Here is a 26719-nt window from a genome sequence, read left to right as displayed (position 1 = left end):
TGCTGTTCGCTCTCTCGTGCGTCAGCGAGATATATATTATCACACTGCGAAGAGCTTGTCAACAACTTTTTTTATTTTTTGCTTTTTCTGATCTGTGATGTTCACATTCAAGGAATCACACACCAGACAGACTGTAAAGTCTTTCAGCAAAATGCCATTTTACCGAACCATGCATGATCGCATGTCCGCCAAAAAAGCAAAGCCAGCGCTTTGCTTTGCAAGAATTGCTAATGCAATTCTTGGTGAGGTCACGCTACACAACAGCAGTTTCCTATTAATTAAAAAAGCGCAAAAAAACACAGTAGAAATCTCTACTGTGTAAACGGAGAAAGAGGGATTTGAACCCTCGCGCCGCTATTAACGACCTACTCCCTTTCCAGGGGAGCCCCTTCAGCCTCTTGGGTATTTCTCCAGATTCTATCTGGTCAAAAGACCATTAGAAGGAACATGAATATTCATATTCTTTATAATGAACTTTTGATAGAATCCGACTCATATCCGAGCTAAATCTTACACAGTATTCTATATAACGGAGAGAGTGGGATTCGAACCCACGCGCCCTTGCGGACAAACGGTTTTCAAGACCGCCTCGTTATGACCACTTCGATATCTCTCCATATTTGTAAGGTTACAGTGTGTGGCAGTTCTCACTTTCCAGCCGTCTGCCTCAAACGCTGCTTTGCAAGTATACCACTGTAACCATTCATTCGTCAAGCACTTTTTTTCCTTTTTCAGAAATATTTGCCGGAATGTAATTAATAGCAATCATTATTGCCCAATCTTAAGATTTGGAACGGCATTCAAATCCAAACCACTGCGTGTTCCTGCCATGTATTCATAATATCCCTGAACAGCGATCATCGCAGCATTGTCCGTGCAAAAAATTGGCGATGGATAGCACAACTCTATTCCCTCTTGCTGACATCTCTCTGTCATTGCTGCTCGAAGGGCAGAATTAGACGCAACACCTCCGGCAACTGCAATACGGTTTTCTCCAAGCTGCTTTGCTGCACGAATCCCTCTTTCTACCAGCACATCCACAACTGCTTGTTGAAACGATGCCGCTACATCTGCACGATTCACTTCTATTTGTTTCATTTCACATCCATTGAGATAATTAAGCACCGCCGACTTCACGCCGGAAAAACTAAAGTCAAATGCCGATCCATCCACTTTAGCACGTGGGAAATCAATTGCCTGCGGATTTCCTTCCTTGGCAAGTTTGTCGATCTTCGGTCCTCCCGGATAACCTAATCCGATAGCCCTTGCTACTTTATCAAAAGCTTCCCCGGCAGCATCATCATGTGTACAGCCGATCACCTCAAATTCCGTATAACTATGCACCTGCACCAAATGCGTATGGCCACCGGATACGACAAGGCAAAGAAACGGTGGCTCTAGTTCTTGGTGTTCAATGTAATTAGCAGCAATATGCCCCTCGATATGGTGCACTCCAACTAATGGCTTTCCTGCAGCATAGGCGATTGCTTTTGCTGCACCAACTCCTACCAAAAGTGCTCCAACCAGACCCGGTCCATAGGTCACACTGACCGCTGTAATGTCTTCTAATGTAACTTTGGCCTGCTTTAATGCATCTTCAATCACATAGTTGATGCGTTCTATATGCTTTCTGGACGCAATCTCCGGCACCACACCACCATATAAGGTATGAATGTCTATCTGCGAGGAGATCACGTTCGACAGTACCTCTCTGCCATTACGCACAACCGAGGCTGCTGTTTCATCGCATGAACTCTCAATTCCTAATATTAATACATCCTGTTCCATTGTTAATTATCTCCTAATGTCGCTATTTCCTCTTTGTCGGTCGTCTGCTCCCAACCCAAGATACGCCATTTTCCTTTGGCATCCTTGCGGCAGAGAAATTTTTCATATATCTGCATACGTTTCTGCTTTGCTTTCGTCAAAGTTCCGGTAATGACCGTTGCACATTCCCTTTTATTGATCGTTGTGTACTCGATGCTGCCTGCCGGCTGCACTACATATGTAGAAATCGTTTGTTCTTTCTTTTTGTAACTTTTCTGTTCCTTTGCCAGGCGCTTATACATCTTCTCCCACGCATTGTCTTTGACGTCCAGTAATTCTGCATCATACAATTTACGCAGCTGCTTTAACAATTTGTTATATTCTTTGTCAGTCAGAGTTGTGTTGTATAAACATTTATTATATCTCCAATATAACTTCAACACTTCCGTTGGCGTTTCCGGATAACCATTATCCAAATCTTTACTCATCAGCTTATCAACTTCCGTTGTCGAGCTTTTACTTTCTCTGCTCCCACTGATCTTGCCGTTACTGATCATATAAAATATCGTTAAAACAACTACAGCAAGACACACCAGCGCTACAAAAGTAATGCCAATCTTTTTCTTGTTCATGCTGCTTCCTCCATTTCCATGAAGTTGTCTCTATATCGACTCCTGCGAAAACTTCACATCTGTTGCCATAGTCTGTTTTCTTTATTGTACACAGGTGATCGTCAAATATCAATCCTCAAATTCCAAGGTACAACTCATTCCATCTTTGCCTGCCACTGCATTTGGAAAGATCTTGCATACTTCCCGCATGTAATTTTGCGGATACAGTAACGATGGGCTGTAATGCGTCAGCCAAAGTTCCTTAACCTCAGCTTCTTTTGCCGTCTGTGCAGCCTCCAAAAACATCATATGCTTATTTTCTATCGCTTTAGCTTTCTTTTCTTTGTCACCGTACATTCCTTCGCAGATCAACAAATCTGACATGGAAGCATTCTTGGTAAGGCCGGCTGTTGGTCTGGTGTCTGTACAATATGTAACTTTCAGTCCCTTTCTAGGGGCACCAAGCACCATGTCCGGTGTATAAATGCCCTCCGGCGATTCCACCGTCTCTCCATGCTGAAGCCGGTTCCAATACTGTACCGGGATCCCCTGCTCTTTGGCACGCTCCGGAAAAAAGCGCCCACTACGCGGAATTTCTATCGTATATCCATAACAGGTGACATTGTGATTCACACGAAAGGCATGCAGATGATATCCATTACATTCCAAATCCTGCTCTTTGTCCGTCAACTCGATATATTGCAATTCAAAGGGTAACCCCTGTGCAATCACTAATAGAGATTCTACCACTTTCTGCAGACCACGTGGTCCGATCAGAGTCACCGGCTCTTTGCGCTCTGCATTGCCCATAGACAAAAGCAGTCCCGGCAGCCCGCTGATATGATCGCCATGATAATGTGTAAAGCAGATGGTATCGATCGGATGAAAGCTCCATCCTCTTTCACGGATCGCCACCTGCGTCCCCTCTCCGCAGTCTATAAGCAGGCTGCTGCCGCCGAATCGAGCCATAAGCGCTGTCAACGCCCTGCCCGGAAGCGGCATCATTCCGCTAGTTCCTAACAAGCACAAATCTAACATTACTGTTTTCCTTCCTATCTTCCAAGGTCTCTTATCCGGCTGCTCCGATCATTTCTGCACTTTCGCAGACTCCGATATTCTTATAATTCCGTCACTTCACTGACATCAGGTGGAATTACAAATTGCGCCGTAATACGGTCATAGCACTCTTCGCATAATACAAAAGAATGCAATTTCATATCTTTTTTGGAAAAGAATCCCCATTGTTTTTTTGCCTCAAAAGCATCTTCTAACAACACATCATGTTGCATCTTCAGTTTTTTTCCGCATGCGTTGCAATACATCATTCTCATCCTTTCTGCTCATTACATTATACATTGATCCGCCTTTTTACATTTACTGTGCCTGCTGTTTTACAACGTCAGTATACTGTGTCCGCAATGTAATGTACAGTGGTAATCTCTGTCAATTGTTCTGCCGTATCCCGCCTAACATATCAATTGTTTGTGATTTGATGTTCTAATAGCAGCGCATCCTCTTTCGGCTGCGAATAATATTTCTTTCTTATTCCGATCTGCACAAAACCCATTTGATGATAACAGTGTATTGCTGCTGTATTGGAAGCCCGCACCTCCAATAGAATACGTTTCACACCACGATGTTCGCACTCTGTTATTGCCATACCTAATAATTGTGTCGCAATACCTTGGGAACGCTGCTCCGGCGCTACGGCAATATGGCATAGATCCGCATCTTCCATGGAACACCATAATCCACAAAATCCAACGATTGCCGATCCGCTATCCGCAACCAGATAGATCGTATCTTCTCTATGAACAGCTTTAATAAATTCCTCCTGCTGCCAAGGTTTTGCAAAGCTGGCAGCATCGATCCTGCACACATCACCAACGTCCTCGTCTGTCATGTACCGAATTCTATTTTGGCTATTCATCCCTGTCATGCTTTTCTCCTGCGGCAAGCCTTGCTTCTCGCTCACGCTCCGCTTGTGATTTACGAAGATAATCCGGCCGGAACGCTTCGGCAGATACTATCTTTCCTTCGTCATAATAACGTGCACCTAAAACAGCTACCGAAGCAGCACTCTGTCTGTTCATATGAGCCGGTGCTTCCTGCCACGCTACGTTAAGTCCCTGTTGTAATGCCTCGCGGTGCACCGGAACGCCATCTCCCAAAACGGTAACAGGATCCCCCAGATCATTTAACTCCGCAATATAGTCTTCAATGGAAACTGCTTTTTGTCCGGTCACGCACTCCAATAACATATCCCCGACACGGTAAACTCCTGCATAAACCTGATTACGTCTCGCATCCATCATCGGACAGATATTTCCCTCTCTGCCTGCCAGTCGAAATGCCAGTGCCTCCAATGTTGTGATCGGAACGATCGGTTTGTGTAGCGCCAGCCCTAACCCCTTAGCTGTCGCAGCCCCGATCCTGAGTCCGGTAAAAGAACCGGGACCAGAGGTTGTTGCTATGGCATCGATTTCTTTGAGGTCGATACCGGACATCGTAACTACTTGGTCGATCATTGGCAGTAAGGTCTGCGAATGTGTCTGCTTATTATTGACTGTAAATTCTGCTACTATCGTGTCATCTGCAAACACTGCGGCTGATGCCACCAATCCCGAACTTTCTATTGCTAATAATTTCACTGCAAACCTCCTTCTATGCCCGTCACCTGTATGCGTCGGAAATCAAACCCTTTATCCAACTCTTTGGTGATGGTAACCTCAACGCATTGTTCCGGCAAAATGTCACGAATAAGCTCTGCCCACTCGATCAAGCATACGCCATCGCCAAAAAAGTAATCTTCATAACCGATCTCATCCATTTCCTCTACATCGGCTATGCGGTATACATCAAAATGATATAACGGAAGACGCCCGCTTTCATAAATCTGTATGATCGTAAAGGTCGGACTGTTCACCGGTTCTTCCACGCCCAATCCTGCCGCAAACCCTTTGGTAAAAACCGTTTTACCAACGCCAAGATCTCCATGCAGTAATACGATCGTTCCCGCCTCACACTGTTGCGCGATCCTGTTGCCGATCTCCCATGTCTCTTTCTCCGAATTACTCTCCATGCTTTGTGTCATCGATCTGTTCCTCCTGTGTCGGTTCATAATCCTTATAGGCAGCTCTTCGCTCCTCCACCAGAGCACATACCTCATCATAGCAGTCCGCTAACTGTTCCTTTGGAAAAATAAATGCTCGAACCTGTGACATGTATAAGTAAAGTGCTGATTTTGTCTTCACCGTCTTGCGAATTTCATACCAGTGCACTTTTGCCTCCTGCTGCCCCTGCGACACAATAATGCCGTCCTCAGATATACAATAGTGTAGTACCGCATTGATCGCCTCATTCTGTTTCTTTTGCTTCCAAGCCTTCTGATATAACATGACCGGCTGCACAATGGTGAACAGACAGCCAATAATGATCAGTGCGATAAACGCCGTGCGATCCAACGTCTGATAACGTGTCGCACAGATCACCCAGCTGCCAAGGCTGATCAATACGCCAACCGCGCCGGACACGCTGCAATACGTATGACGCATCGAAAATCGATATAATTCACCTGTCGTAAGATCAATGTTAAACTCTAATTCTTTCATATGATATCTCATTCCTTTCAACTTGCTGAAAAGACAAAGCCAGCGCTTTGCTTTTGCCACGCAATATAACAGCAATTTCCTATCAATTGTAAAAAAAGCATTCGCCATCTTATTATAACAGAACACGTCCAAAAAACAATACACGCGGATACAGGAATATGATATAATGAACACACTGGGCTCATTAACAAGCGAATAAGCTCTGAAACAGCGAATTTGCGAGTTTGAAAGAGGCTAATTAATGTATGATATAATATAATGTATTTTGGAGGAATGTGAATGAGGGATGACGAAAAGAAAGTGTTACTACAACAACAGATCGAACAAGAAATCGATTTTGATAAATTAACAGAATTTTGTGAACATCTGACGGATGCCGTACAGGAAATATTTCGTTCATGCGGTTTATATTTTCGTATTTTTTCCAGAGTGAAATCGACAGATTCTATTGCCAACAAACTGATCAGACGTCAATACGGGACCGAACAAAATCCCAAAAAACTACAGGATTTGATCGGCATACGCGTCGTTTTGTATTATTATGATGATCTTAGCATCTGCCGTGATATTATGGAGAGTACCTTTCAGATGTTAGACCATTGGTCTCGCACCAATGCCACTGCCAATGAATTTAAGGCAACCAAGATCAACGGTGTATTCCGTTTCCCATCGGAATATTTCAAAGTCTACAAAAAGGACATGTGGACGCTGCCTATTGATACAACCTTTGAAATTCAATTTCGTACCGTATTTTTTGAGGGATGGCACGAGATTGAACATGATATGCGTTACAAAAGTCTCCTGTCAGACAATGAATTTTGGCGTGGCAGCGAAGAATTGTCTCGCATTTTGAACTGCATCCTCGCCAACTTGGAACTAAGTGACTGGTCACTTGTCCAGTTATTTGAACAACTCTCTTATAACCATTACAAAAATGCCAACTGGGAATTGATGCTAAAAAGCAAATTCCGAATCCATATGGATGATAACAGCGAACTTGATCCTGCAATTTTAGAACTGTTTGACCGGGACAAGGAGATTGCAAAACAGTTTTTCAAATGCAAACGCAAGGATCTGATCCGCGAACTGCTCAAACTGGATGCGCCACAGCCTAGTTATAACCTGATCGTCAAGCTTTTGAATGACAGTAAGATCCATAATGAGGAGATCGCAGCCATCTGTGACAAACTTCCTATTATCCGTGATGAGAAAATGCGTTCGCGTTCTCACTTTGCAAGACTGGATTCTGCGGTATTGTTCCATCTGGAAACCTATTTATTGCATAAAGAAGTCAGATCACTTGCGTCCGAATTTACAAACGCATCAAATATCATTTATAAATGGGCTCGTTTTAAGTTGAATCCTGTTTTTGAAGATATGCCTGAGGAACTATGCTCTTATCAGAACAAACTGCCAGGCTACCAATTAAAGATTGATTATCGACCGGAAGATATGACATTTTCCATGAAGTTAAATCACATAGACAGCAAACAGATCGGTACATTATGGCATATTCATTCTTCTGTTGCTATGTTGAGTGATGGCAAACTTCATTTTTATCATATGACATCTCGCGATATGCCACACGGTGCTTCGCACCAGATCAGTTTTAGCAAACCATCTTTCATGAATGATCTTTCTTCAAAGGTAGGTTTCGTTGACGTTGTCAGACTTGGCACAAAGGCACAATTTATAACTACGCCGAAAGATTTTACTTCTTACTGCGAACTGGTAAAAAATCCAAATCGCCACCTGCCACTGATCGCCATCGTCCAGCAAAATACACAGTCTTCTGCGGAAGGCAGTGAGTTTACGGATGGCTATGATATGAATACCTTTACGATCAATGGAACGAGACTTGCAAAAGTTGTAGGTCAATACGCTCATGTAGTCATGATCGATCAAAGCCTTGCCACACCATTTGCAGACAAAATGGATGCGAATATCAGGGAACCTTATGGCTGTATCGTTATCTTTTGGCCGGAGGAGCAGAAGCGTACACCGGATATATTCACCAAAGATGATGTATGTCATGCGGAATTTGACTTCAACCGTTTTGCTTTCCACGATAATAATATTTCAGAGAAGGCATTTCGCCATAAACTCGTACAGGTGATCAAGGACGACAATGTTAGTCACTAATACTGTTATTCTTACAACTGCAAAACCGCTGGAACGGATAACGCTCCAGCGGTTTTGATTTTAATTTTTATGATGATCTATCTCTGTCGCGAAAATAGGCTTATGACTCTTTACCCTTTATGAAATAAAGTGCCAACCGGCTTGTCTTCAAAAAGCTCGTACAATTTCTTAGGGTGCTGCCCGTTCATCAACACAACATCAATATCGGATTCGTATGCAATTTCCACAGCATGAATCTTCGTTGCCATGCCGCCAGTGCCAAATTTTGTTCCGGCGCCGCCTGCAACCGCATGAATATCTTCACTGATCTCTCGAACAACCGGGATCATCTTGGCATCCGGATTTTGACGCGGGTCACTGTCATACAGTCCATCTATGTCTGACATGATGATAAGAAGATCTGCATTGGCGATCGTTGCCACGACAGCTGCCAACGAATCATTCTCGCCCATTTCCAACTCCAACTCATCAATGGCAACCGTATCATTTTCATTGACAACCGGGATCACTCCCTGTGAGATCAAACGTTCCAACGCATTTTCCACATTTTTACGGCGATCCTCTAACAATATATATTTCGTCAACAATAGCTGTGCCACCGTTATACTGTATTCAGAAAACAAGTTGTCATATAAATACATTAGCTCACATTGCCCTACTGCGGCGCAAGCCTGTTTCCCGGGTGTGTCTTTAGGTCGGTCCATCAAGCCAAGCTTACCCATACCAAGACCAATCGCACCGCTGGAAACCAAGATCACCTCGTGCCCTGCATTTTGCAGATCGGCAAGTGTCTTGACGAGCTGCTCCACGCGCCGTATGTTTAATCTTCCGGTACGATGTGTTAATGTCGAGGTTCCCACCTTGACGACAATCCGTTTTCTCTCACTAATCGGTATCATTTTGCCCTCCATAACATTTGGATTTTCATGCTTTTTATTGTATTCGTATTGACAAAATATTGCAACTTATTTTTGTGTGTCATCATACATATCCTGCAGCCCCTTCTTCAAGCTGCTAATATCAAGCATAGCCTGTGACGCCTGTTGTTTCTGCTGTTTTGGTTTCTTTTGTTTCTTTGGCCTCGTTATCTTCTTTTGCTTTGTTTTGACAGCAGACTCCTCCTGTGGCGTGTCAACCGCAGACAATATGGTATCCACTGCTTTCGAACGAAGATTTCCTAATCTACGCAATGCTGTCGGCAGCAGATCCGGCATACGCCGATTCCATATATCCAAGAACCAAAGAATTGTCATTGCCATCAGCAGATATAACGTCAGATCACGCTTTGCGGCATTCCGCTGTGGTGTCGTATCAAAACAGCCCTCTAATGAATTGATCGAACGTCCTGATACCGACGCGATCAATTCATTCAATGCCGTATCTGTCGTGTCATAACGATATTCGGCAGAATATTGCATCGTCAACTGCGTATTGGTGTTATCTAGTATTTTCTTTCCATTACTGCGGCGGACATTGATCTGGTAGACACCTACATCAGAAAGCGGAATCTCACCCTCATAACGGCTGCCGGAAACAGAATGTAACGTCACAGTATTCGTTTTCCCATCCGCATCATCATAAACTGCGGTAACTTGATCGTCACCACTAACTTTTGCATTGGTATACTCGATCAAACCGGCACTCCCCTCCTGCCGTGCCGTTACGGTAATGCCCTGATGATTCTGTTCCCCTATCGTCTGGTTGATCAATCCGCGCCAAAACGCCGGATAATCCTCCCACTGTGCATAATTAGCTGTCCACTCGTTTACTACATCTGTAGTAAATGCCGCTGTTGTCCCCAAGCCATACTGCCACGTTGCTAAGATCGGACTTTCCTTTTTATCATCCATCAATACTGCTGTCGCATTCGACTTCAATGTCGTTCCTATATATCCAAGCATCTCCGGGAAACCACCTTCTCTGAGCTGCTCTAATATGTCACTGTTCGCCGTTATGACCGGTGTAAAAGTCTTGTTGACCAAATATTCTCCCTGCGACAAAAATACTTCCTGAGCAAAGATCCTGCTCAGTCCGGTGCCCGCATTCGTTTGATAAAAGCGCCCCTTTCCTTTGTCTGCTAAGGTGCGCAGAATATTTACGTCGGCATCCGACCCTACCGCTACTGTCGATAAGGTTATCTTATTATCATTCATGTCCTTAAGCAGATCGTCATACCCATGGTACGTATCCTGTCCATCAGTCAGCAAAACGATATGTTTGATCTGCGCATCATTTGTGCTCACCTTGGTCATTTGCTCATAAGCCTCTTTCAATGCAGGATAAATACTGGTGCCGCCGCCATCTTTAATGCCATATATCTTGCTTAGGACATCATCACGGTCTGTAAGCCGGATCGGTTTAACCTGCCAATGATAGCCATCGTCAAATGATTCTATACCAACGATATCTGTACTGCGAAGGTTATTGACCGCAGCTGCGGCCGCTTCTTTCGCATACTCTAACTTACTTTTGCCTCCGTCGGACGCATCCGTCATACTTCCGGAATGGTCGATCACTAACGTCATCGCAAGTTTTGGCGAGTCCTTGTCGCCCTTGATCTCCATATTGACCGGAAGCACCTTTTCTAAGGCAGTATCCCGATATGCACCAAGCGCAAAACTTTGATCTCCACCGATCGCGATCAACCCTCCGGCATAATCCTTGACATAGGTGGTGATATGATCCATAAATCCGCTCTTTAGATCGTCTGCATATACATTTTCCAGTAAAATAGAGCTATATTCCCGCATCTTTTTAAGCGTATCCGGGGCGAAAGATGGCGTCACTACGTCATAATTGATGCCAGCTGCCTGCAAAACCTTTTGAAATTGCTTACTTTCTCCGCTTTTTCCTTCGATGAGCAGCACCTTTTTTTGCTCGGTCGCTTTCGTATAAGCAACATACTCATTATTAGCCTGTATCGTATCTTTCTCCGGAACGATCACCGCCCGGTAATTGGTAAATCCCGTCTGTTTTCGCTGATCCTGAAAGGTAAAATGATTGGTTCCTTTTTGTATAGTGACATGCTCCTGTCTGCGAAGCTTCGTGTCATTATATAATTGCAGAACAGCATTAGTCGCAACATTACCGGTTACTTCGATCTCTACGGTAAAACGCTCTCCCGGTGTAATCTGTTCCGGTACGGTCATGTCCGATAACCAAACTTCCTTGTCCGGAGTACAATCCTGTTGTAACACCTGTAATTCCACATTTCCTGCCTGTAAGCTGCTGCTCATTTTACGCACATCGCCACTATTTTGTCTGCCGTCTGTTAGTAAAACAATGCGCTTTCCGTCGCTGTCCGAGAAAAGGGACATTGCTGTCTGAAGTCCTTTTTCAATATTGGTTTCCGTTTCTACCCGGACCGAATTAAGTTCTGTAAACTTCACCGTATCCGACACGAACTGTTCTACATTCGCATCTCCTCCAAAAGCAACTACTCCGGCACGATCTTTTGACGGCAGCTTCTTAAGTTCATCTCTTATCTGCTGCACCATTTCACTGCGTTTTCCAGCAAAACTCTGCGACACATCTACCACAAAAACGGTCGTTGTACTGTCCGAAATATGGGACATAGATATTCCGATAAATGCGGCGGTCAATCCGGCAAATAATAGAATACGGCATGCGATTGTGGATACTTTATTAAATCGATTCGTTGAATTTGTTCGACGTCTATATACGATCCATTCCACACACAGCAATAACAACACAATAAGGATCAGTGGTCTTACAAGCATCCTCTTGCCATACAGTTTGCTGACATTTTCCGTTGTCACAGTCTGTTTTCTGCCATTTTGTGTGATGTGTACCCGATTCGTGCACTTAGATTCCTTCTCAGGAAATGTCACCGCAAAATATTTGGTGGATCTCTTTGTGTCCGTTACCGTCATATGGTATAGACCGGCCATCCTCGTATCAGTATATACTGCCTGCCCCTGTGCATTTTGATCAGCAACTGTCTGTCCTGCCGGATCTTGCCAGCGGATAGATGCCCGCTTACCACTGCCAAGCTGCAGGGTGACCGTATCTCCCGGCTCGTACGATGCTGCATCAAAAGACATCGTCTGCTCTGCCTGCGCCAAAATCCCCTGTACTAACACCGGAAATTCCATTTGCAGAGGAAGGTCCGAATTGTGCAGATCGAAACCAAGCACCGCAACAACGCGATCTTGAAGCTTTCCAAGATAGCCAACACACTGATTTCCTTCCCCGGCAAAAGAATATGCCCACGACGGAAGTGCGTAGCGAAATCCTTTGGCTGCACTGACCGTAAACGCCTCCAGATCCTGTGTAATATTACTTTGCGGAAACGTAATTGATCCATTTTTGAATGTCTGTGCTTTACGAACTAAAGTCTGCTTTCCGATCACCACCTTATCCGATGGTGCGAGTAATATCACATTCTCATTATGATACCATTTCGTCGGCATAACTCCATCGTATACGATGAAATCATATGCCTTGTCCGGATTTATGTTTTTTGTCCGAGTTGTTTGTTCTACAGTTATAGAATCTTCCAGAGACAATGCCCGTTCCATAAAACTGTTTTGTTTGGATACCAATAATACCGTCTTTTTCTTCTGTCTTTCAATCATTTCATAGACCGTATTATCGTGTGAATTGCCGTCCTCTGCTACAATATGAGCTTTCAAATACCCCTTGCTTGCTGTCAGTTTCCGAAAATGACTGTTCGTTGTCGTCTGGAAGGTGATCGTCTTACTCTGCCCCGCCTTTAGCGATACGGTCTGCGCATCAAATAACGTGTCGCCCAAATACAGTTCTACATCTGTCTCAAAATCTTTCTCTCCGTAATTTGTAATACCGGCCTGTGTTGTTATTTTATGTTCTGCATCCGTCTGATGGGACAACCAGCTTAAACCGACATTCGTCGTCCCTTCCTGATCGGTCAACGCAATAATATCCGCGTTTAACTTTCCTACATCAGCATCACTATCGGTAAACCCGATCACTTTATAGTTATGCCACTGTTTCACAAGCGGCGTTACAATCTGCAAAGAGGCCTCTAAGCTCCCGGCAATGTCTGTTTCGCCAATACCTCGTATTGTTTTCTTGATGCTGCCGGTATCTGTCGAATCTGTCACTAAAAGCTGCGCTGTCTGTGCCCCTGTAACTACGGTGACTTTCGTTCCCGGATCTAACTGATCCACGTAGGTGAGTGCCTGCTTTTTCGCTTCTTCTAATTTGGTACTGTCCTGTTTATATCGGCCATTCATGCTTCCACTGGTGTCAATACACAAAACAACGTGATCCGTCTCGCCGCCCTTCCGTTTGATGTACGGCATAAGCATGGCAAAAACAAGCAAAAGCAAAACAGCAATCTGTAGATACATTAACAAATGATTACGAAATTTCTCCCATGGAGTCGATGCCTGTACAGATTCAAAAGCTTCCTGCCACAAATTTAATGCCGGCACTTTCTTGGTCTGTACCTTCTGCTTCAGTAAATAGAGCAAAACAATACCCGGCACAAATGCAAGAAATAATAATGGCCATAAATGTTCAAATCCCATCGTATCCCCTCCTCTATATCCGGGTTATCTTATACCTGTTCAAAAACGCCGGCTCTCATGCCGTCATAAATTATCTTTTCTAAGGACGTGTCCGTATACACCTGCATAAAATGCGCCTGATACTTTTTGGCCGCACTCTCCAGTCCTTTTTGAAACGCAGTAAGTCTGTTGTCATACTGCTTGCGCAGCCACGAGGTCATGGTTACTGTCAGATCCTGCTCTGTCTCACAATCGATCAGTTTGACCGTTCCATCCAACTGTGGTTTCCGTTCTTCTTTATCTAAAATCTGCAGGATCAATATGTCCTGTTTACAAAATTTCAAATAACGTAATGTCTGATGTATTGTCTCCATATGTCCGCCATTGGTATCTCTGTCCATAAAATCGGACAGCAAAATAACAGTCCCTTTTCGCGGAAATGGAATATGGCGTACCGACTGCCACAGATCTGTCACCCCATCAAATCGCTGTCTTGCCACTTGATCCAAAAATAAGTTTCTGCTCTGCATCCCGGTCAGAGATTTTTCAATCTGTGCCATACCGTCCTGAACCGATACCAGACGGACCCGGTCTTGTGACTGTAATGCCAGATGCCCAAACATTCCTGCTAATCTCGCCGCAAGTTTATATTTCTCTGTCATGTCTGCCTTCATGGATCGGCTTGTGTCTAAAACGACAGTGTACATTCCTTCCTGTTCCTGCATGAAAAGCTTGATAAATAATTTTTCACTTCTTCCATAGGCGTTCCAGTCAATACGACGTATATCGTCTCCCGGCATATACTCTCGAAAATCAGAAAATTCCACACTGCTGCCTTTGGCAGTAGATTTTCTGCTGCCGCCTCTGCCTCCATTTAAGCGATTTTCACTCCAAAGGCTGATCCGTTTCAAGCTTCGAAAAAAATCACCATCAAACAGTTTTTCTTCCATTGAGTGCCTCCTGCAATGCTGCAATGATCGTGTCTGCCACTATATTTTCCGACAGCGCATCAAAGTTTAATGCCAACCGGTGCCTCAGTGCCGCCTTTGCCACATCATCAATATCATCGAAAGAAACATTGTAACGGCCATCTAACAACGCCCTTGCCTTAGCCGTCAGCAGAATCGCCTGTGCCGCACGTGGACTGGCTCCCTCTAATACATATTGCTTAACTTCTTTCACCGCATACTCACTGTCCGGATGTGTTCCGATCACCAATGCCAGCGCATATTCCTCCACTGCTGCCGACACCGGTATATCACGAACCACCTGACGCATTTCCATCAGATCTCCTGCAGTAAGCACCGGCTGGATCTGTTCCTGCTGTCCTTCTACCGTCAGATGCATGATCTGCTTTAGTTCCTCAAGAGACGGGAACTCGATCAATAACTTAAATAAAAAACGATCCAACTGTGCCTCCGGAAGCGGATAGGTACCTTCATTTTCAATCGGATTCTGCGTTGCAAGGACCATATAAGGTTTTGGGAGTTCATACGTATGATTTCCAACTGTTACTGTTTTTTCCTGCATCGCTTCTAACAATGCGGACTGTGTCTTCGGTGTTGCACGGTTGATCTCGTCCGCTAAGACCAAGTTTGCAAACACAGGTCCTTTTTCAAATTGAAACCGATTTCGATCTCCTTCTTTTATGATCAGATTGGTACCGGTAATATCGGTCGGCATTAGATCCGGCGTAAACTGTATACGCGAGAAATTAAGATCCATAACTTTTGCTAACGTCTTCACCAACTGTGTTTTGCCAAGTCCCGGAACACCCTCTAATAACACATTGCCGTCTGCCAATATTGCCAGCAAAATGTGATGGATCACGTTTCTCTGACCGATGATCCCCTTGGCAATTTCTTCCTCTGTACGTTTGATCTTGGTACTATATTCTTTGATATCCTCTACCTGCATCAATGCCCCTCCTTACTCTAGATCGCTGAAATACTTTTTAACCATATCCTCCTTGGATTGTGGTATTTTCTGCTTCTTCAATTTGGAATATGCTTTTTGTTTATATTGTCCGGATACCGCTCCGATTTCCTGTTTGGTTCCGCGTTTCGCAGGCATGTTGTTAGACTTTGTGCGATTACCGGATTCTCCATTCTTGCTGCCCGTCAAATTGCCATCTTTCCCATTATCCTCCGGAACCCATACTTGTTCTGCGCTGTCCGACGCACCTTTTCGTTCCAGTCCGTTTTTACCACCGGTGTTCCATCCACTTCCAACTTTGTTACCGTTTTTACCTTGGCTGCCACCATTCCCACTGCCGGCATTTTTACCGGAACCTGCCTGACTGCCTGATCCACTTTGACCATCATTTTGAGTGCCTTTAGCACCATTACCGGACAGTTTTTTGGAACTGTTTCCCTGTTGTCCATCGGCATTCTGTGAAGCATTCTGATTCGAAGTATTCCCCTGTGCCTGTGTATTTTGATTCTGTGTCGCTGCATTGGAATCTGTCTGATCCTGTAACAGGGCACTCCGCGTATAGGAAGCACTGGCATTATCAAGATTTCGCAGTACTTCCGAAATGTCTTGCTGTGTCAACGCTCCACTTTGTGCCTTTTCATTGAGCTGCTGCATAAGCTCTTTCATCTTAGACTCGCTTAACTGCTCTCCCAATTCTTTTAATTCATCACTCACTGCCGCAACGGCTTTCTGCTTACCGGCCAGATCTGCAAGCTGCTTCTGATATTCCGAAAGTGCCTGTAAATTTTTGCCATCCACAAAAGGCCGTAAACTGTCTGCGGCCTCTTTGCTAATGTTCTCCGGAACATCTCGAAGAAGTTTTGTCTCCAAACGCTTTTGGGCAGCAGTCACTTCATCGACGGATCTTGCCTGCTTCATATCTTTTTGGGCTGTTTTTATGGACTCCTCCAGCTTTTTGCGGGATTCTTTACTTATTTTGCCCTTTGCCATTTCCTTATCAAGAACCTTCTTTGCTTTCGCGATCTTCTCCTGCTCTTTCTCAACTTTCTTGACAAATTCATGTTTCTGCTTCGCGACATCCTTTGCCTCTGACGGAATAAACAAGCAGATGAATCCCATCAGCAAAAAGACCCCCAGACTAACATATCTCTTCCATGGAATATAATACGGCATTGTCTTCTCCAAAGAGATATTCCGAAGCTGATCTCTCGTATCTATTCTCTGCAGGATACGAAGTTCATCGGTACTTCCTCTGCCTTCGATGCTCGTCGATACACGCTCCTGCATTCCCATATTGTCCGCTAATCTTGCTGCACGTCTTGTCGTTGTGCGGCATAGAAACAAATGTACGCCCCCGACTGCGATCGATCCCAAAAACACTGCGGCACTTGTGGGCACACAATTATAAAACGGATACCAGATCGCCACGCACTGTACCAAAAAGCCAAGAATGCTTCCAACCAGTGCATACATTCCCAACAGTAAAATCGATTTCTGACGCATATCACGTTTTTTTACTTTTTGCAGAAAACGATCAATCTCTTTGTCCGCTTCCATCCCCGACTGCTGATTCATGCTTTTTTCCTTTCTTCCTGCTCTTCTTCACACGCAATGGATCCAATAACTTTGCTGCAAGCTTCATAATGAAAAACGTCAAAACCAACTGACAGATCAAGCTGATCACAAACCAATGATCTACAACAATATCCGGGATACCGCCCCCAAATGTCCGTTCCAGTGTAACAATGAGTCCATGTCCTCTAAACTGACACATCAACATTTCGATTAAAGTTACAACCGGATTGATCAACAGGATCAATAACGCCGGTCCAAGATGCAGCGTTGCGCTGCTGGCAGCCAGACCGGACACATGATTAACATTCATTTCAATAATATTTCCAATAATGTATATAACTCCATCCAAAATAGCAGTCACACCACACAGTACAACAATCCCCGCAAAGGTAAATACAGTTGCCGGAACTGTTTTCTTAATTGCCGTAGATGCCCAAACGCCGATACTTCCCATTAGTAATGCCGCAACGAATACCAATACAACGAACTGCAACAGATCAACTAAGGCAAGACCACCAATGGTGAATACAATGGAAATCACCGGCAAACTGGAAACCACCAATAACAACACCATACTGATGGATGCCATCAGTTTTCCCCAAACGATTTCTGACGGTTTCATAGTTGTCGTAAGCAAAATTTCTAATGTCTGCTTTTCACGCTCTCCTGCAATGCTTCCAGCCGTAAAAGATGGTACAAGAAATCCCACCATAACAGATTCGAGCACGACCAGTGCAACATATAAACCGATCGCCGTTCCATAATTTACATAATCGTTCATACCGGAATTAAACAATACTTCAAATCCAAATACTGCGATCCCGATCAAGATCAGATTGTAAAACAAGATTGTCAGAGCAAACTTAATGTTGCGCACACGCAGCTTTGTTTCTTTTATATATACCGGATTATATAACTTCTTTTTCCATTTACTCATGCCGACAACACCTCCTTGTTTCCAGTGACACGCATAAACACTTCTTCCAAATTACCTGTATCCCGAACAAAGGACGATACCCGCACGTCATTCTGTATCAACGAAGCCAGCAGTGCTGCTTCCTCTTCTTCATTTCCCTTAAATCCAACAAGCAGCATGTTGGCATCCACAGACAAATTAACAACTGTCGGATTCTCCTTGAGGATCTTCACCGCCTGATCCATTCCTTCTACAATACGGATCTGCAGTGGATTGGAGGTATTTAACCGGGTCATGATCTCATCGACTGTTCCTTTTACCATCATCTGTCCGTGATCAATAATACCGATCGTGGTACACATTTCTGCCAGCTCCGACAAAATATGTGAGCTAATAATGATCGTCTTATCAATTTCATGTAGATTCTTGAGTATTCCTTTCATCTCAAATCGTGCTCGCGGGTCCAAACCGGAAGCCGGCTCATCCAAAATAAGCAACTGCGGATTGTGCACCAAACTTCTTGCAAGACATAATCGTTGTTTCATGCCACGCGATAAGCTGTCCACGTAAAAATTTGCCTTATCCGATAGATGCACGAGATCCATCAATTCCATGCAATAGGATGTCGCCTGTTTTCCATACATGCCATAAATGGATGCATAGAATTCCATATATTCGATCGCCTTGAGATTGTCATATACACCAAAGAAATCCGGCATATAGCCAATCATCGCTTTGAGTTCTGTACTTTGGCGGATCGCATCGATCCCTGCAACGTAAACTTCCCCGCCGGATGCTTTCAGCAGACCTGATAAGATCTTCATGGTCGTCGTTTTCCCTGCACCATTTGGTCCGACAAATCCAAATAACTCCCCTTTGTCAATATGCAGATCCAAATTATTTAATGCAATAAATTTACCATAGAATTTATTTAATCCTTTGATTTCTACCATGTCACCCTCTCCTCTCTATCTGCCTATAATGTGCAATTTCGGAAGTGCAATATTGTTATACATTCCATCCAGACCACTATCCGCTTTTACGTCATATCGAATCTTGACATTTCCCTCTGAGTCAGCGTATTGATCCAGACTGTCTAACGTTGTTTCACTTCCGGCTGTCAGGAACTTAACATAACGGTCCTTCTTCGGATTATAAATATATGCTGATCCCATAAACAGATTCGTATTGATCGTCATATCCGAACCACTATAATTGCTGTAGATCGTAATCTCCGAATTATCCAGATACGTATACTGCAGTCCTAATTTTTTCCCTTCACCCAGTAACTTTTTGATGTTATAAGTAACATTAATACTCTGAGCATAGCTCGAAGAGGACGCAGAAGCATTTGATTGCAGCACCAATTTCCCATCGGTCTGATAATCATTATATTCTGCAATATAGTCTGACAATACGCCATAATTTGTCGTCCCCTCTGCAAGCATATCCTTAAAGTCAATTTCCTGTGATACTGCCATTTCTCCATACAGATTCAGATCAAACATATTGGTAAACGACGTCTTTTGCTGATCTTTTGTAAAACCATAAAAATATGTCGTTGATCTTCCTGTCTCTCCTGAAGTGAAGAAATGACCGTAATATTTCAGCAAGCTTTGTCTTCGCTGAGACTGCACATCTTCTGTATATCCATTGTTATTTGCACCCACTGCCTGCGTAACCATCTCTTCCCAATCAGAACCGATATCCGCATATTTTAAGTATTTGCTCGGTGAGATACGGTCAAGAGATATACTTTCACCGGCTTTTAAGCTGCCTAATACAATGATATCTCCATGATTAACGATCATACAGTCTTCCAGATCATACCCTGTATTGTTGGTTACCACACCGGATACTTTAGACTCTCCGATCTGTATGTTCGTAAACGCCATACGTCCTTTCTGCTTTACCGTCTGACTGTTTTTGAGATTAGAGCTTTGGAACGATGCCTGATTTTCCATGTGCAATACGGTTTCATCTGAGTTATACTCGATTGCATAACTATACGTTTTATCCTGCTCTGCACTAGAATCATAATAGACCTGATTACTGTTGTAATACGGGTCAATATTTTTGCTGCCTTCTACTACGATCTGATAATCTCTATTATTCGGGCTCGTCACCGAAAAGGCGGTGTTTAACGTATCATGCGTCCCCTCTGCTCCAATTTCAAGCTGTGATAAATAATTGATAAACGGCTTTTGGATTCTGGTTCCGGTTCCGATCAGATAGATCAATACAGAACAGAACACAGCGGACACAGGTATGATCACCCACAGCAACTGCCGCTTATCCTTGCGACGCAGTATCGTATAGCCAACCGGTCCGATCAATACTACGTACACGATCAACAGAATCGCGTATAAGGTAATATTGGGCAACACATCAACCTCATTATATTTCAGTCCAGCCTGCAAACTATCATCCAAATAATATGTATTGACATTTTGGTCAAAGAAATGATTTTCTGTCGTGGTACAATTGTCGCTAATGATCTTACGGATAACAGAACCATAATTAGACCACTGTTTGTTATCAAGTGCGAGGTCAAATTCCGATACGATCACGGAACCATTTCCATAAGATATTTTGGAAACCAGTGCCTCCCCATCCTGTTCTACCAATGTCTCTGCTTTATCAAGCGTTAAAGATGTAATATCAACGGTTAACTTATCAGAAACAAGAGATTTCCGTATCTTCTCTTCTTCTTTCTTGCTTATGGTAACTTGAAATTTCTTCTCCAAATCGTCATCGCTATATTCTTTCTTCAGCTGTTTGTATATTTCCGAACCTTTTGAAAAGATCGTACCTCCCCAATCATCCGAATAATCTAAGCCCTGAATGTCTTGTGCATAATCACGATACATAGTTTGCGGCAAATGTTCGCGCAAAAATGTTTTTACTTTATCTAATTTTTCTTTGCGCAGTTCTTCTTTGAGTAGCGCCAGTTTCTCTGCCTGATCCACCTTCGCATAGGATAAATTTGTCTGTATCGAGCGCGCGTCACCAATCGTACCGTTTAGCAATTTCCCAGAAAAAACTTTCAAACTTTTTTCTGCCTGAGCGCCGGTGCCAAGCACCAAAAGTCCGCCATTGGAAACCCATTGTTGGAGCGTCGTAACCTGTTTTGCCGAAAAGCTTTGCGTATCTACATTATTGATCACTAATACATCCAATGATTCCAGTAATCGAACGTCTTCCGGAACATCCGCAACATTTATTTCTTCTACAGCAAAATCTGCACTCTGCAAATATCCTATCTTATTAATATCATCTGACAAAACCGCCATCTGCTTTTCATCAGTCGTTGTCAATGCCATCTGCAAATATGCTGTCTGAGATGAAATCATGTCATCATCTTTGTCATATAACGCTACTCGTACTGTAGAACCGCTCACCGGCAACGTAAAAAAACTTTTGATCTGAATTGTCTCTCCTGCAGCAATGGATACAGATTTTGTAAATGCTACCGAAGTGCCACTGACTGCTCCCGAGATTACTTTAACAGAACCTTTGAAATTATCTCCCTTGTTGGTCAACGTTGCCTTGATCGGGACATAACGGTTTGGTGCAACAACACCTCCCGTTCCGCCAAGTGTCGCATCAATCTTGATGTCACCCGCCCGAAAACTAACTTCTCCTATTGAATTGTTAGTGGAAGACTTGGCTTTGGCATCTGCATGACTGGCAAAAGCCATACAAGTCATGATCCCAATGGCCGCTAATACTGCCACCAGCATGGCAATACTCGCACCATTCAGTATAGAGTACATCCATTCCATACCGGAAGTCTGCTTTTCTTTCATCATTTCATTACCTCTCAATCACTCTTCCTCCTCTTCTTTATGTAACGGCAAAGCGATGGTAAAACATGTGCCACTCGCTCCGCTTGTTACCTGAATCCTGCCTCCATGCAAATGAACAATTTCCTGCGCAATGTTTAATCCAAGACCGGTCCCACCGGTCTTAACATTTCTCGACCGTTCTACCCGGTAAAATTTGTCAAACAAATGCTTGATACTTTCTTCCGGTATGACTAAGCCGTAATTGGTAACGCGAATTTGAACTTCCTGCTCTAAACATTCCAATTCCACATATACGTGTTTACCATCTTTGCCATATTTGATCGCATTGCTGAGCAGATTCTGTACGGCTCGCGCGATCAATTCTCCATCCATATTCATTTCCAGATAGGTAATATTGTATTTCGTTGTGCACTCAAGCTCCTCTTCCTGAAATAACGGATAGAATTCTTCCACCATCTGTTCCACGAGCTGCACCAGATCGATCTTACTGCGGTGTAGTGTGATCTCTCCACTCGTAAGTTTCGTATAGTTAAACAGATCGTGTATCAGATATTCCAAACGATTCGCCTTGGTCTGTGCTATACGCACATATTTCTGTCTTTGCTCCAGATCATAATGCTTGGTATCTAAAGCCAGATCCAAATATCCCTTCACCGATGTGATCGGTGTCCTTAAATCATGTGCTACACAGGCGATCAGATCCTTATTGCTTTGCAAGGCATCCCTCTCCGATTTGATCAATTGATTGATCTGCGCTGTCATCTCATTGATCCTGCCGGCTATCTCTCCTATCTCATCCTGTCTCTCTATGATGATCTTTTCGTCACTTTTTCCATCGGCAATATCGATGATCCGATCCGAAATATATGTCATGTCTTTGACGATCCGTTTAATAAACAGCAAAAAGTAAATGATAAAAAAACAGATCGTTGCAATAACGGTGACAAGCATAAAACTAACCAGCGTATCGCGGCTCAAATGCCTCGGCAGCCAACTCGAGCTCATCCCCAGATCATCCCCATGTCTGCTGAACCGTACCCCTCTCCCCGTTGGTGGCGAAACAGGCACTTTGTCGTACTGCTTCTTGCCTAACGTAGAAGAAACAGTATAGATCAATCCACCTAACACTATGTCTGTGATCATCGCAAGGATAACACTGAAAAAACAATACACTATGATCTCTGTGCGTATGCTTTTGAATTTTTTACCCATCAATTTTATACCCCACTCCCCATACCGTCTTTATGATCTGGGCGTTGCGCGGATCGATCTCAACCTTTCCGCGCAGCCTTCGAATATGTACCATGACTGTGTTACTCATTTCAAAGCTTTTCTCTTTCCAGACTTTCTCAAAAATATCATCTGTCGCAAATACCTGTCCCGGATGTGATGCTAACAGATAAAGCAGATCAAATTCTATCGGCGTCAGCTTAACCTCACGGTCATACACTTTCACGGTTCTCGTCTTTTTGTCCATCCATAAGTTGGGCAGATCAATGACACCTGCATTTTCCTGCTCGCCGCCCCCCAGACTTTGGAATCTTCGAAGCTGAGATTTCACACGAGCCATCAGCTCCATCGGCCGAAACGGCTTTGTCACATAGTCATCAGCGCCCTGATACAAACTGGACACCATATCCATCTCCGCGTCTTTCGCACTGAGCATTATGATCGGCACAGCGCTTGTATCTCGGATCTTACTGCATACCTGATTTCCATCCATAACCGGCATCATGACATCTAATATAACAAGGTCTATACGTTCCTGTTTGAAGATTTCCAATGCCTCTTTGCCACTATATGCTTTATATACCTCATATCCCTCTTCGCGTAAGTGAATGCCAACCAGTTCTGCAATTTCTTTATCATCATCCACCACAAGTATATTCGCTTTTTCCACGCATTCCACCTCCTGCTTTTACCATTTACAGAATATCACAACCATCCATTGCAAGTCTTTACGAAAATCTTACAACTTATCGCATCCCCGCAAAGCTTTTCACTTCATCATTTTACTACTCAAACTCCCCACCCCGGAAGATACTGCCCAAACCACATATTGCTTATTATGTCTACGGGCTAATTATATTTTGCAGCCGCTATATAGTGAATCCTGCCATCAAGAAACTAAAGCAATTGCTTTGCCGCAATTAGTTTTCACAGTGATTTCTAGATTTTGTTGTCTCTGATGATTGATTAACATGCCTTTCGGAAACTCGAAGTCCCGGAAGCAAGGTATTCATCATTTTTGAAAGGGACTTTGCGCTCGTCGTTACTTATGTCTCGTATTTCAGAGACATTAAGTAACGTAACGTAGCGCATCGTAGCGAAAGCGTCCCGTCCAAAAATGGATGATACCTTGCTAAACCGGGACATCTCAGACAATCCTTCAGGCATGTATTCATCAGAGACTTAACAAAATAAGAAAGCACTTGAAAACTCTGCGTTCTGCAGCAATTGCTTTAGTATTTTTGATGGCAGGATAATTTACCTTGTTGGCTACAAAATAGCTATTAGTTTTGTGACATAATAAGCAATATGTGGTTGTGAGGAGTTAAGGGGGTGGGGAGTTTGAGGGGATTCAAAAGTAAAAACACCGGAGCCGGAAAAAAACTGCTAAAGCGGTTTTTTTCCGAAATCCGGTGAATCTATGATCTTGATCTTATACGTTTGCACTGCCTCGTTCCAGATCAGCAGCTATCTCCCTTCATTGGGATGCGGAGTTCTTTCGCCTGACGACTATCGATCTTAAGCGTGGAACGATCTTTCAGACTTTCATATACCTTAGGCACCATGATACTCTTGTAAGCCGGACGAATGATCTTATCCACATTGATCAATTCCTCCATACGATGTGCACTCCATCCCACAATACGTGCCATTGCAAAGATTGGTGTGAACAGCTCTTGTGGAATACCAAGCATGCTGTAAACAAATCCGCTGTAGAAATCCACATTGGCACTAACGCCTTTATAGATCGCACACTCTTCACCAATTACTTCCGGTGCGATGCGCTCGATCATGGAATATAATTCAAATTCCTGCTTATGATTTTTTTCTTCTGCCAAAAGCTCGACGAACTGTTTAAAAGCACGAGCACGTGGATCTGATATAGAATACACCGCATGACCCATACCATAAATAAGTCCACGGCGGTCAAAGGCCTCCTTGCGCACCAATTTGCGCAAATAAGCACGCACCTGTTCTTCATCTGTCACATCATCTACATGCTCTTTAAGATCCTGCATCATCTGCACCACTTTGATATTGGCACCACCATGCTTCGGTCCCTTGAGAGAAGATAACGCCGCTGCAATAACAGAATACGTATCGGAACCTGCCGAAGTAACGACACGTGTCGTAAAGGTCGAGTTGTTACCGCCACCGTGCTCCATATGAAGTACCAGTGCCATATCTAACACTCTTGCCTCCGTCTCAGTATATTCTTTATTCGGACGAAGCATACGCAAAATATTCTCTGCTGCTGAAAGATTATCATCCGGTCTGTGGATATAAAAACTTTCATCACATTCATAATGATTATATGCATGATAACCATATACCGCTAACATAGGAAATACGCTGATCAGCATCAAACACTGGCGCATAACATTATCAATACTATTATCTGTTACATTATCATCATAGGAAGACAACGTTAACACACTCTTAGTCAAAGAATTCATGATATCCTGACTCGGAGCTTTCATAATAACGTCACGCACAAAGTTGGTAGGCAGACGACGATTTTTCACCAATACCTGCTGAAATTCCTGCAGCTCCTGCTTATTAGGAAGTTCTCCAAATAACAGCAGAAATGCGATCTCCTCAAATCCATATCGCTTGTCCTCGCGAAATCCTGCTGTCAGATCATATATATTATAGCCACGATAGTACAACTGCCCATCACATGGAATAATATGTCCATCCTCTGTCTCTTCGGTTGCTTTGATCAACGAAATATTTGTAATACCAGATAATACGCCTTTGCCGTTTTTATCTCGAAGCCCTCTCTTCACACCATACTGCTCAAAAAGCTTTGCATCGATTGAATTGTTTGCCACACACACGTGACGATACTTATCTGCAAACTGACGCATCATCTTATCATATTCCTGACTCATAGTTTCTGTCTCCTTTCCTGTTGTCATGCCTGTCATAACAGGCTGTATTTAATTTACTGTGATACCTTATTCATAACAGCGATGTCTAATCCCTGCACGATATTACCGGAGATTTTCTCCGCTACACGCTTAACAACTGCCAGTTCCTCCTCTTCCACGCCGCGAAACAATACCTGGTACATGGTAAGATGCAGTGCCCGTACCTTTGTAAGAACCGGATCTGCTTTCTCACATACCAGCAAACGTACTTTGCGTCGGTCAGTATCGTCCGGCACACGGAGAATCAATCCCTTTTCGATCAGCTCTTCGATCGACTTAGAAACATGACTCTTCGTCCAATGATGTCTCTGCACGATATCCTTAGCTGTATTATACTTACGATGCTCTGACAAATAGAGCAATACACGGATATCCAGCAAAGAAAGTCCATAGGTTTCTGTCACAGGTGCATAAACCCGCTCCTGAAACCTTCTAAACTGCTGCCCGGTCAGCAGCGATTCTAAACCATCATCAATCATAACTTTTTCACCCATTAATTAGTATACTTTTGAACAGTTCAATATAGAACTATTATACCGCAAGTTTATTTCATTTGTCAAATTACAATAACTTACTATAACTTCCCATAGCAAAAGTTATTGTCCAAACCACATATTGCTTATTATGTCTATGGGCTAATTATATTTTGCAGCCGCTATATAGTGAGTCCTGCCATC

21 protein-coding genes and 2 tRNA genes are annotated in these 26719 nt (G+C 43.5%); 1 reads left to right on the top strand and 22 read right to left on the bottom strand.

All coding sequences use genetic code 11. From position 1 onward, the window contains the following. Positions 1 to 323: 323 nt before the first annotated feature. The 10 genes from DXB73_RS13520 to DXB73_RS13475 form a co-directional block, all read right to left on the bottom strand. A tRNA-Ser gene (locus DXB73_RS13520) sits at positions 324 to 412 on the bottom strand. A 118-nt stretch (positions 413 to 530) separates the two neighbouring features. After that, positions 531 to 616 (bottom strand) — tRNA-Ser (locus DXB73_RS13515). 152 nt (positions 617 to 768) lie between these two features. Beyond that, complete coding sequence (tsaD, locus tag DXB73_RS13510) at positions 769 to 1788, bottom strand: tRNA (adenosine(37)-N6)-threonylcarbamoyltransferase complex transferase subunit TsaD (RefSeq protein WP_022024168.1); 1020 nt, start codon at positions 1786 to 1788, stop codon at positions 769 to 771. A 2-nt stretch (positions 1789 to 1790) separates the two neighbouring features. Then, a complete protein-coding gene (locus DXB73_RS13505; RefSeq protein WP_118507824.1) occupies positions 1791 to 2399 on the bottom strand; it encodes a DUF6715 family protein in 609 nt (202 codons plus the stop codon). 108 nt (positions 2400 to 2507) lie between these two features. Continuing rightward, positions 2508 to 3416: a ribonuclease Z gene (locus tag DXB73_RS13500; protein ID WP_118691466.1), complete on the bottom strand. Its 909-nt coding sequence runs from the start codon at positions 3414 to 3416 to the stop codon at positions 2508 to 2510. 80 nt (positions 3417 to 3496) lie between these two features. Next, positions 3497 to 3709, bottom strand: coding sequence for a hypothetical protein (locus DXB73_RS13495; protein ID WP_118507822.1), 213 nt, complete (start codon positions 3707 to 3709; stop codon positions 3497 to 3499). A 143-nt stretch (positions 3710 to 3852) separates the two neighbouring features. Next, positions 3853 to 4317 (bottom strand): ribosomal protein S18-alanine N-acetyltransferase, encoded by a 465-nt coding sequence (rimI, locus tag DXB73_RS13490; protein WP_022024163.1) that lies wholly within the window; start codon positions 4315 to 4317, stop codon positions 3853 to 3855. Then, entirely contained in the window at positions 4301 to 5029 is a 729-nt protein-coding gene (gene tsaB / locus DXB73_RS13485) for a tRNA (adenosine(37)-N6)-threonylcarbamoyltransferase complex dimerization subunit type 1 TsaB (RefSeq protein WP_022024162.1), read from the bottom strand. Before tsaB ends, rimI begins: the two co-directional genes overlap by 17 nt. Continuing rightward, the gene (gene tsaE / locus DXB73_RS13480; protein ID WP_022024161.1) at positions 5026 to 5472 is read right to left on the bottom strand and encodes a tRNA (adenosine(37)-N6)-threonylcarbamoyltransferase complex ATPase subunit type 1 TsaE; all 447 of its coding nucleotides are present in this window, start codon (positions 5470 to 5472) and stop codon (positions 5026 to 5028) included. The genes tsaB and tsaE overlap by 4 nt, the downstream gene beginning before the upstream one ends. Beyond that, a complete protein-coding gene (locus DXB73_RS13475) occupies positions 5450 to 5989 on the bottom strand; it encodes a YcxB family protein (protein ID WP_182434254.1) in 540 nt (179 codons plus the stop codon). Before DXB73_RS13475 ends, tsaE begins: the two co-directional genes overlap by 23 nt. 279 nt (positions 5990 to 6268) lie before the next feature. Between DXB73_RS13475 and DXB73_RS13470 the strand changes: the two genes are divergently transcribed. After that, entirely contained in the window at positions 6269 to 8131 is a 1863-nt protein-coding gene (locus DXB73_RS13470; protein ID WP_118691465.1) for a hypothetical protein, read from the top strand. Positions 8132 to 8241: 110 nt separating this feature from the next. On the opposite strand, the gene proB is transcribed toward DXB73_RS13470, so the two are convergent. From proB to DXB73_RS13410, 12 genes are all read right to left on the bottom strand, one after another. After that, entirely contained in the window at positions 8242 to 9030 is a 789-nt protein-coding gene (gene proB / locus DXB73_RS13465) for a glutamate 5-kinase (RefSeq protein WP_022024158.1), read from the bottom strand. A 66-nt stretch (positions 9031 to 9096) separates the two neighbouring features. Then, the gene (locus DXB73_RS13460) at positions 9097 to 13665 is read right to left on the bottom strand and encodes a VWA domain-containing protein (RefSeq protein WP_118691464.1); all 4569 of its coding nucleotides are present in this window, start codon (positions 13663 to 13665) and stop codon (positions 9097 to 9099) included. 29 nt (positions 13666 to 13694) lie between these two features. Beyond that, positions 13695 to 14594, bottom strand: a complete 900-nt coding sequence (locus DXB73_RS13455) for a DUF58 domain-containing protein (RefSeq protein ID WP_118507818.1) — start codon at positions 14592 to 14594, stop codon at positions 13695 to 13697. Beyond that, complete coding sequence (locus DXB73_RS13450; protein ID WP_118691463.1) at positions 14575 to 15561, bottom strand: MoxR family ATPase; 987 nt, start codon at positions 15559 to 15561, stop codon at positions 14575 to 14577. Before DXB73_RS13450 ends, DXB73_RS13455 begins: the two co-directional genes overlap by 20 nt. 12 nt (positions 15562 to 15573) lie before the next feature. Further along, positions 15574 to 17154 (bottom strand): hypothetical protein, encoded by a 1581-nt coding sequence (locus DXB73_RS13445; RefSeq protein WP_118691462.1) that lies wholly within the window; start codon positions 17152 to 17154, stop codon positions 15574 to 15576. After that, positions 17114 to 18091: an ABC transporter permease subunit gene (locus DXB73_RS13440; protein WP_118507815.1), complete on the bottom strand. Its 978-nt coding sequence runs from the start codon at positions 18089 to 18091 to the stop codon at positions 17114 to 17116. The genes DXB73_RS13445 and DXB73_RS13440 overlap by 41 nt, the downstream gene beginning before the upstream one ends. Beyond that, positions 18088 to 19023 (bottom strand): ABC transporter ATP-binding protein, encoded by a 936-nt coding sequence (locus tag DXB73_RS13435; protein WP_118507814.1) that lies wholly within the window; start codon positions 19021 to 19023, stop codon positions 18088 to 18090. The genes DXB73_RS13440 and DXB73_RS13435 overlap by 4 nt, the downstream gene beginning before the upstream one ends. A 15-nt stretch (positions 19024 to 19038) precedes the next feature. Beyond that, positions 19039 to 21897: a tripartite tricarboxylate transporter TctB family protein gene (locus tag DXB73_RS13430; RefSeq protein WP_118691461.1), complete on the bottom strand. Its 2859-nt coding sequence runs from the start codon at positions 21895 to 21897 to the stop codon at positions 19039 to 19041. After that, complete coding sequence (locus tag DXB73_RS13425; RefSeq protein ID WP_118691460.1) at positions 21898 to 23091, bottom strand: HAMP domain-containing histidine kinase; 1194 nt, start codon at positions 23089 to 23091, stop codon at positions 21898 to 21900. It lies immediately after the preceding gene. Then, entirely contained in the window at positions 23084 to 23779 is a 696-nt protein-coding gene (locus DXB73_RS13420; RefSeq protein WP_118691459.1) for a response regulator transcription factor, read from the bottom strand. Before DXB73_RS13420 ends, DXB73_RS13425 begins: the two co-directional genes overlap by 8 nt. Positions 23780 to 24569: 790 nt before the next feature. Beyond that, complete coding sequence (locus DXB73_RS13415) at positions 24570 to 26003, bottom strand: citrate/2-methylcitrate synthase (protein ID WP_022025080.1); 1434 nt, start codon at positions 26001 to 26003, stop codon at positions 24570 to 24572. Positions 26004 to 26056: 53 nt separating this feature from the next. Then, positions 26057 to 26521 carry a MarR family transcriptional regulator gene (locus DXB73_RS13410; protein ID WP_182434311.1) on the bottom strand — a complete coding sequence of 155 codons (465 nt, stop codon included), beginning with the start codon at positions 26519 to 26521 and terminating at the stop codon, positions 26057 to 26059. Between the last annotated feature and the right edge of the window lie 198 nt (positions 26522 to 26719).

This window comes from Clostridium sp. OM05-6BH, assembly GCF_003481635.1.
Classification (GTDB): domain Bacteria; phylum Bacillota; class Clostridia; order Lachnospirales; family Lachnospiraceae; genus Butyribacter.
The sequence above is the reverse complement of the archived record's forward strand: the minus strand, read 5'-3'. Positions and strand labels throughout refer to the sequence as shown.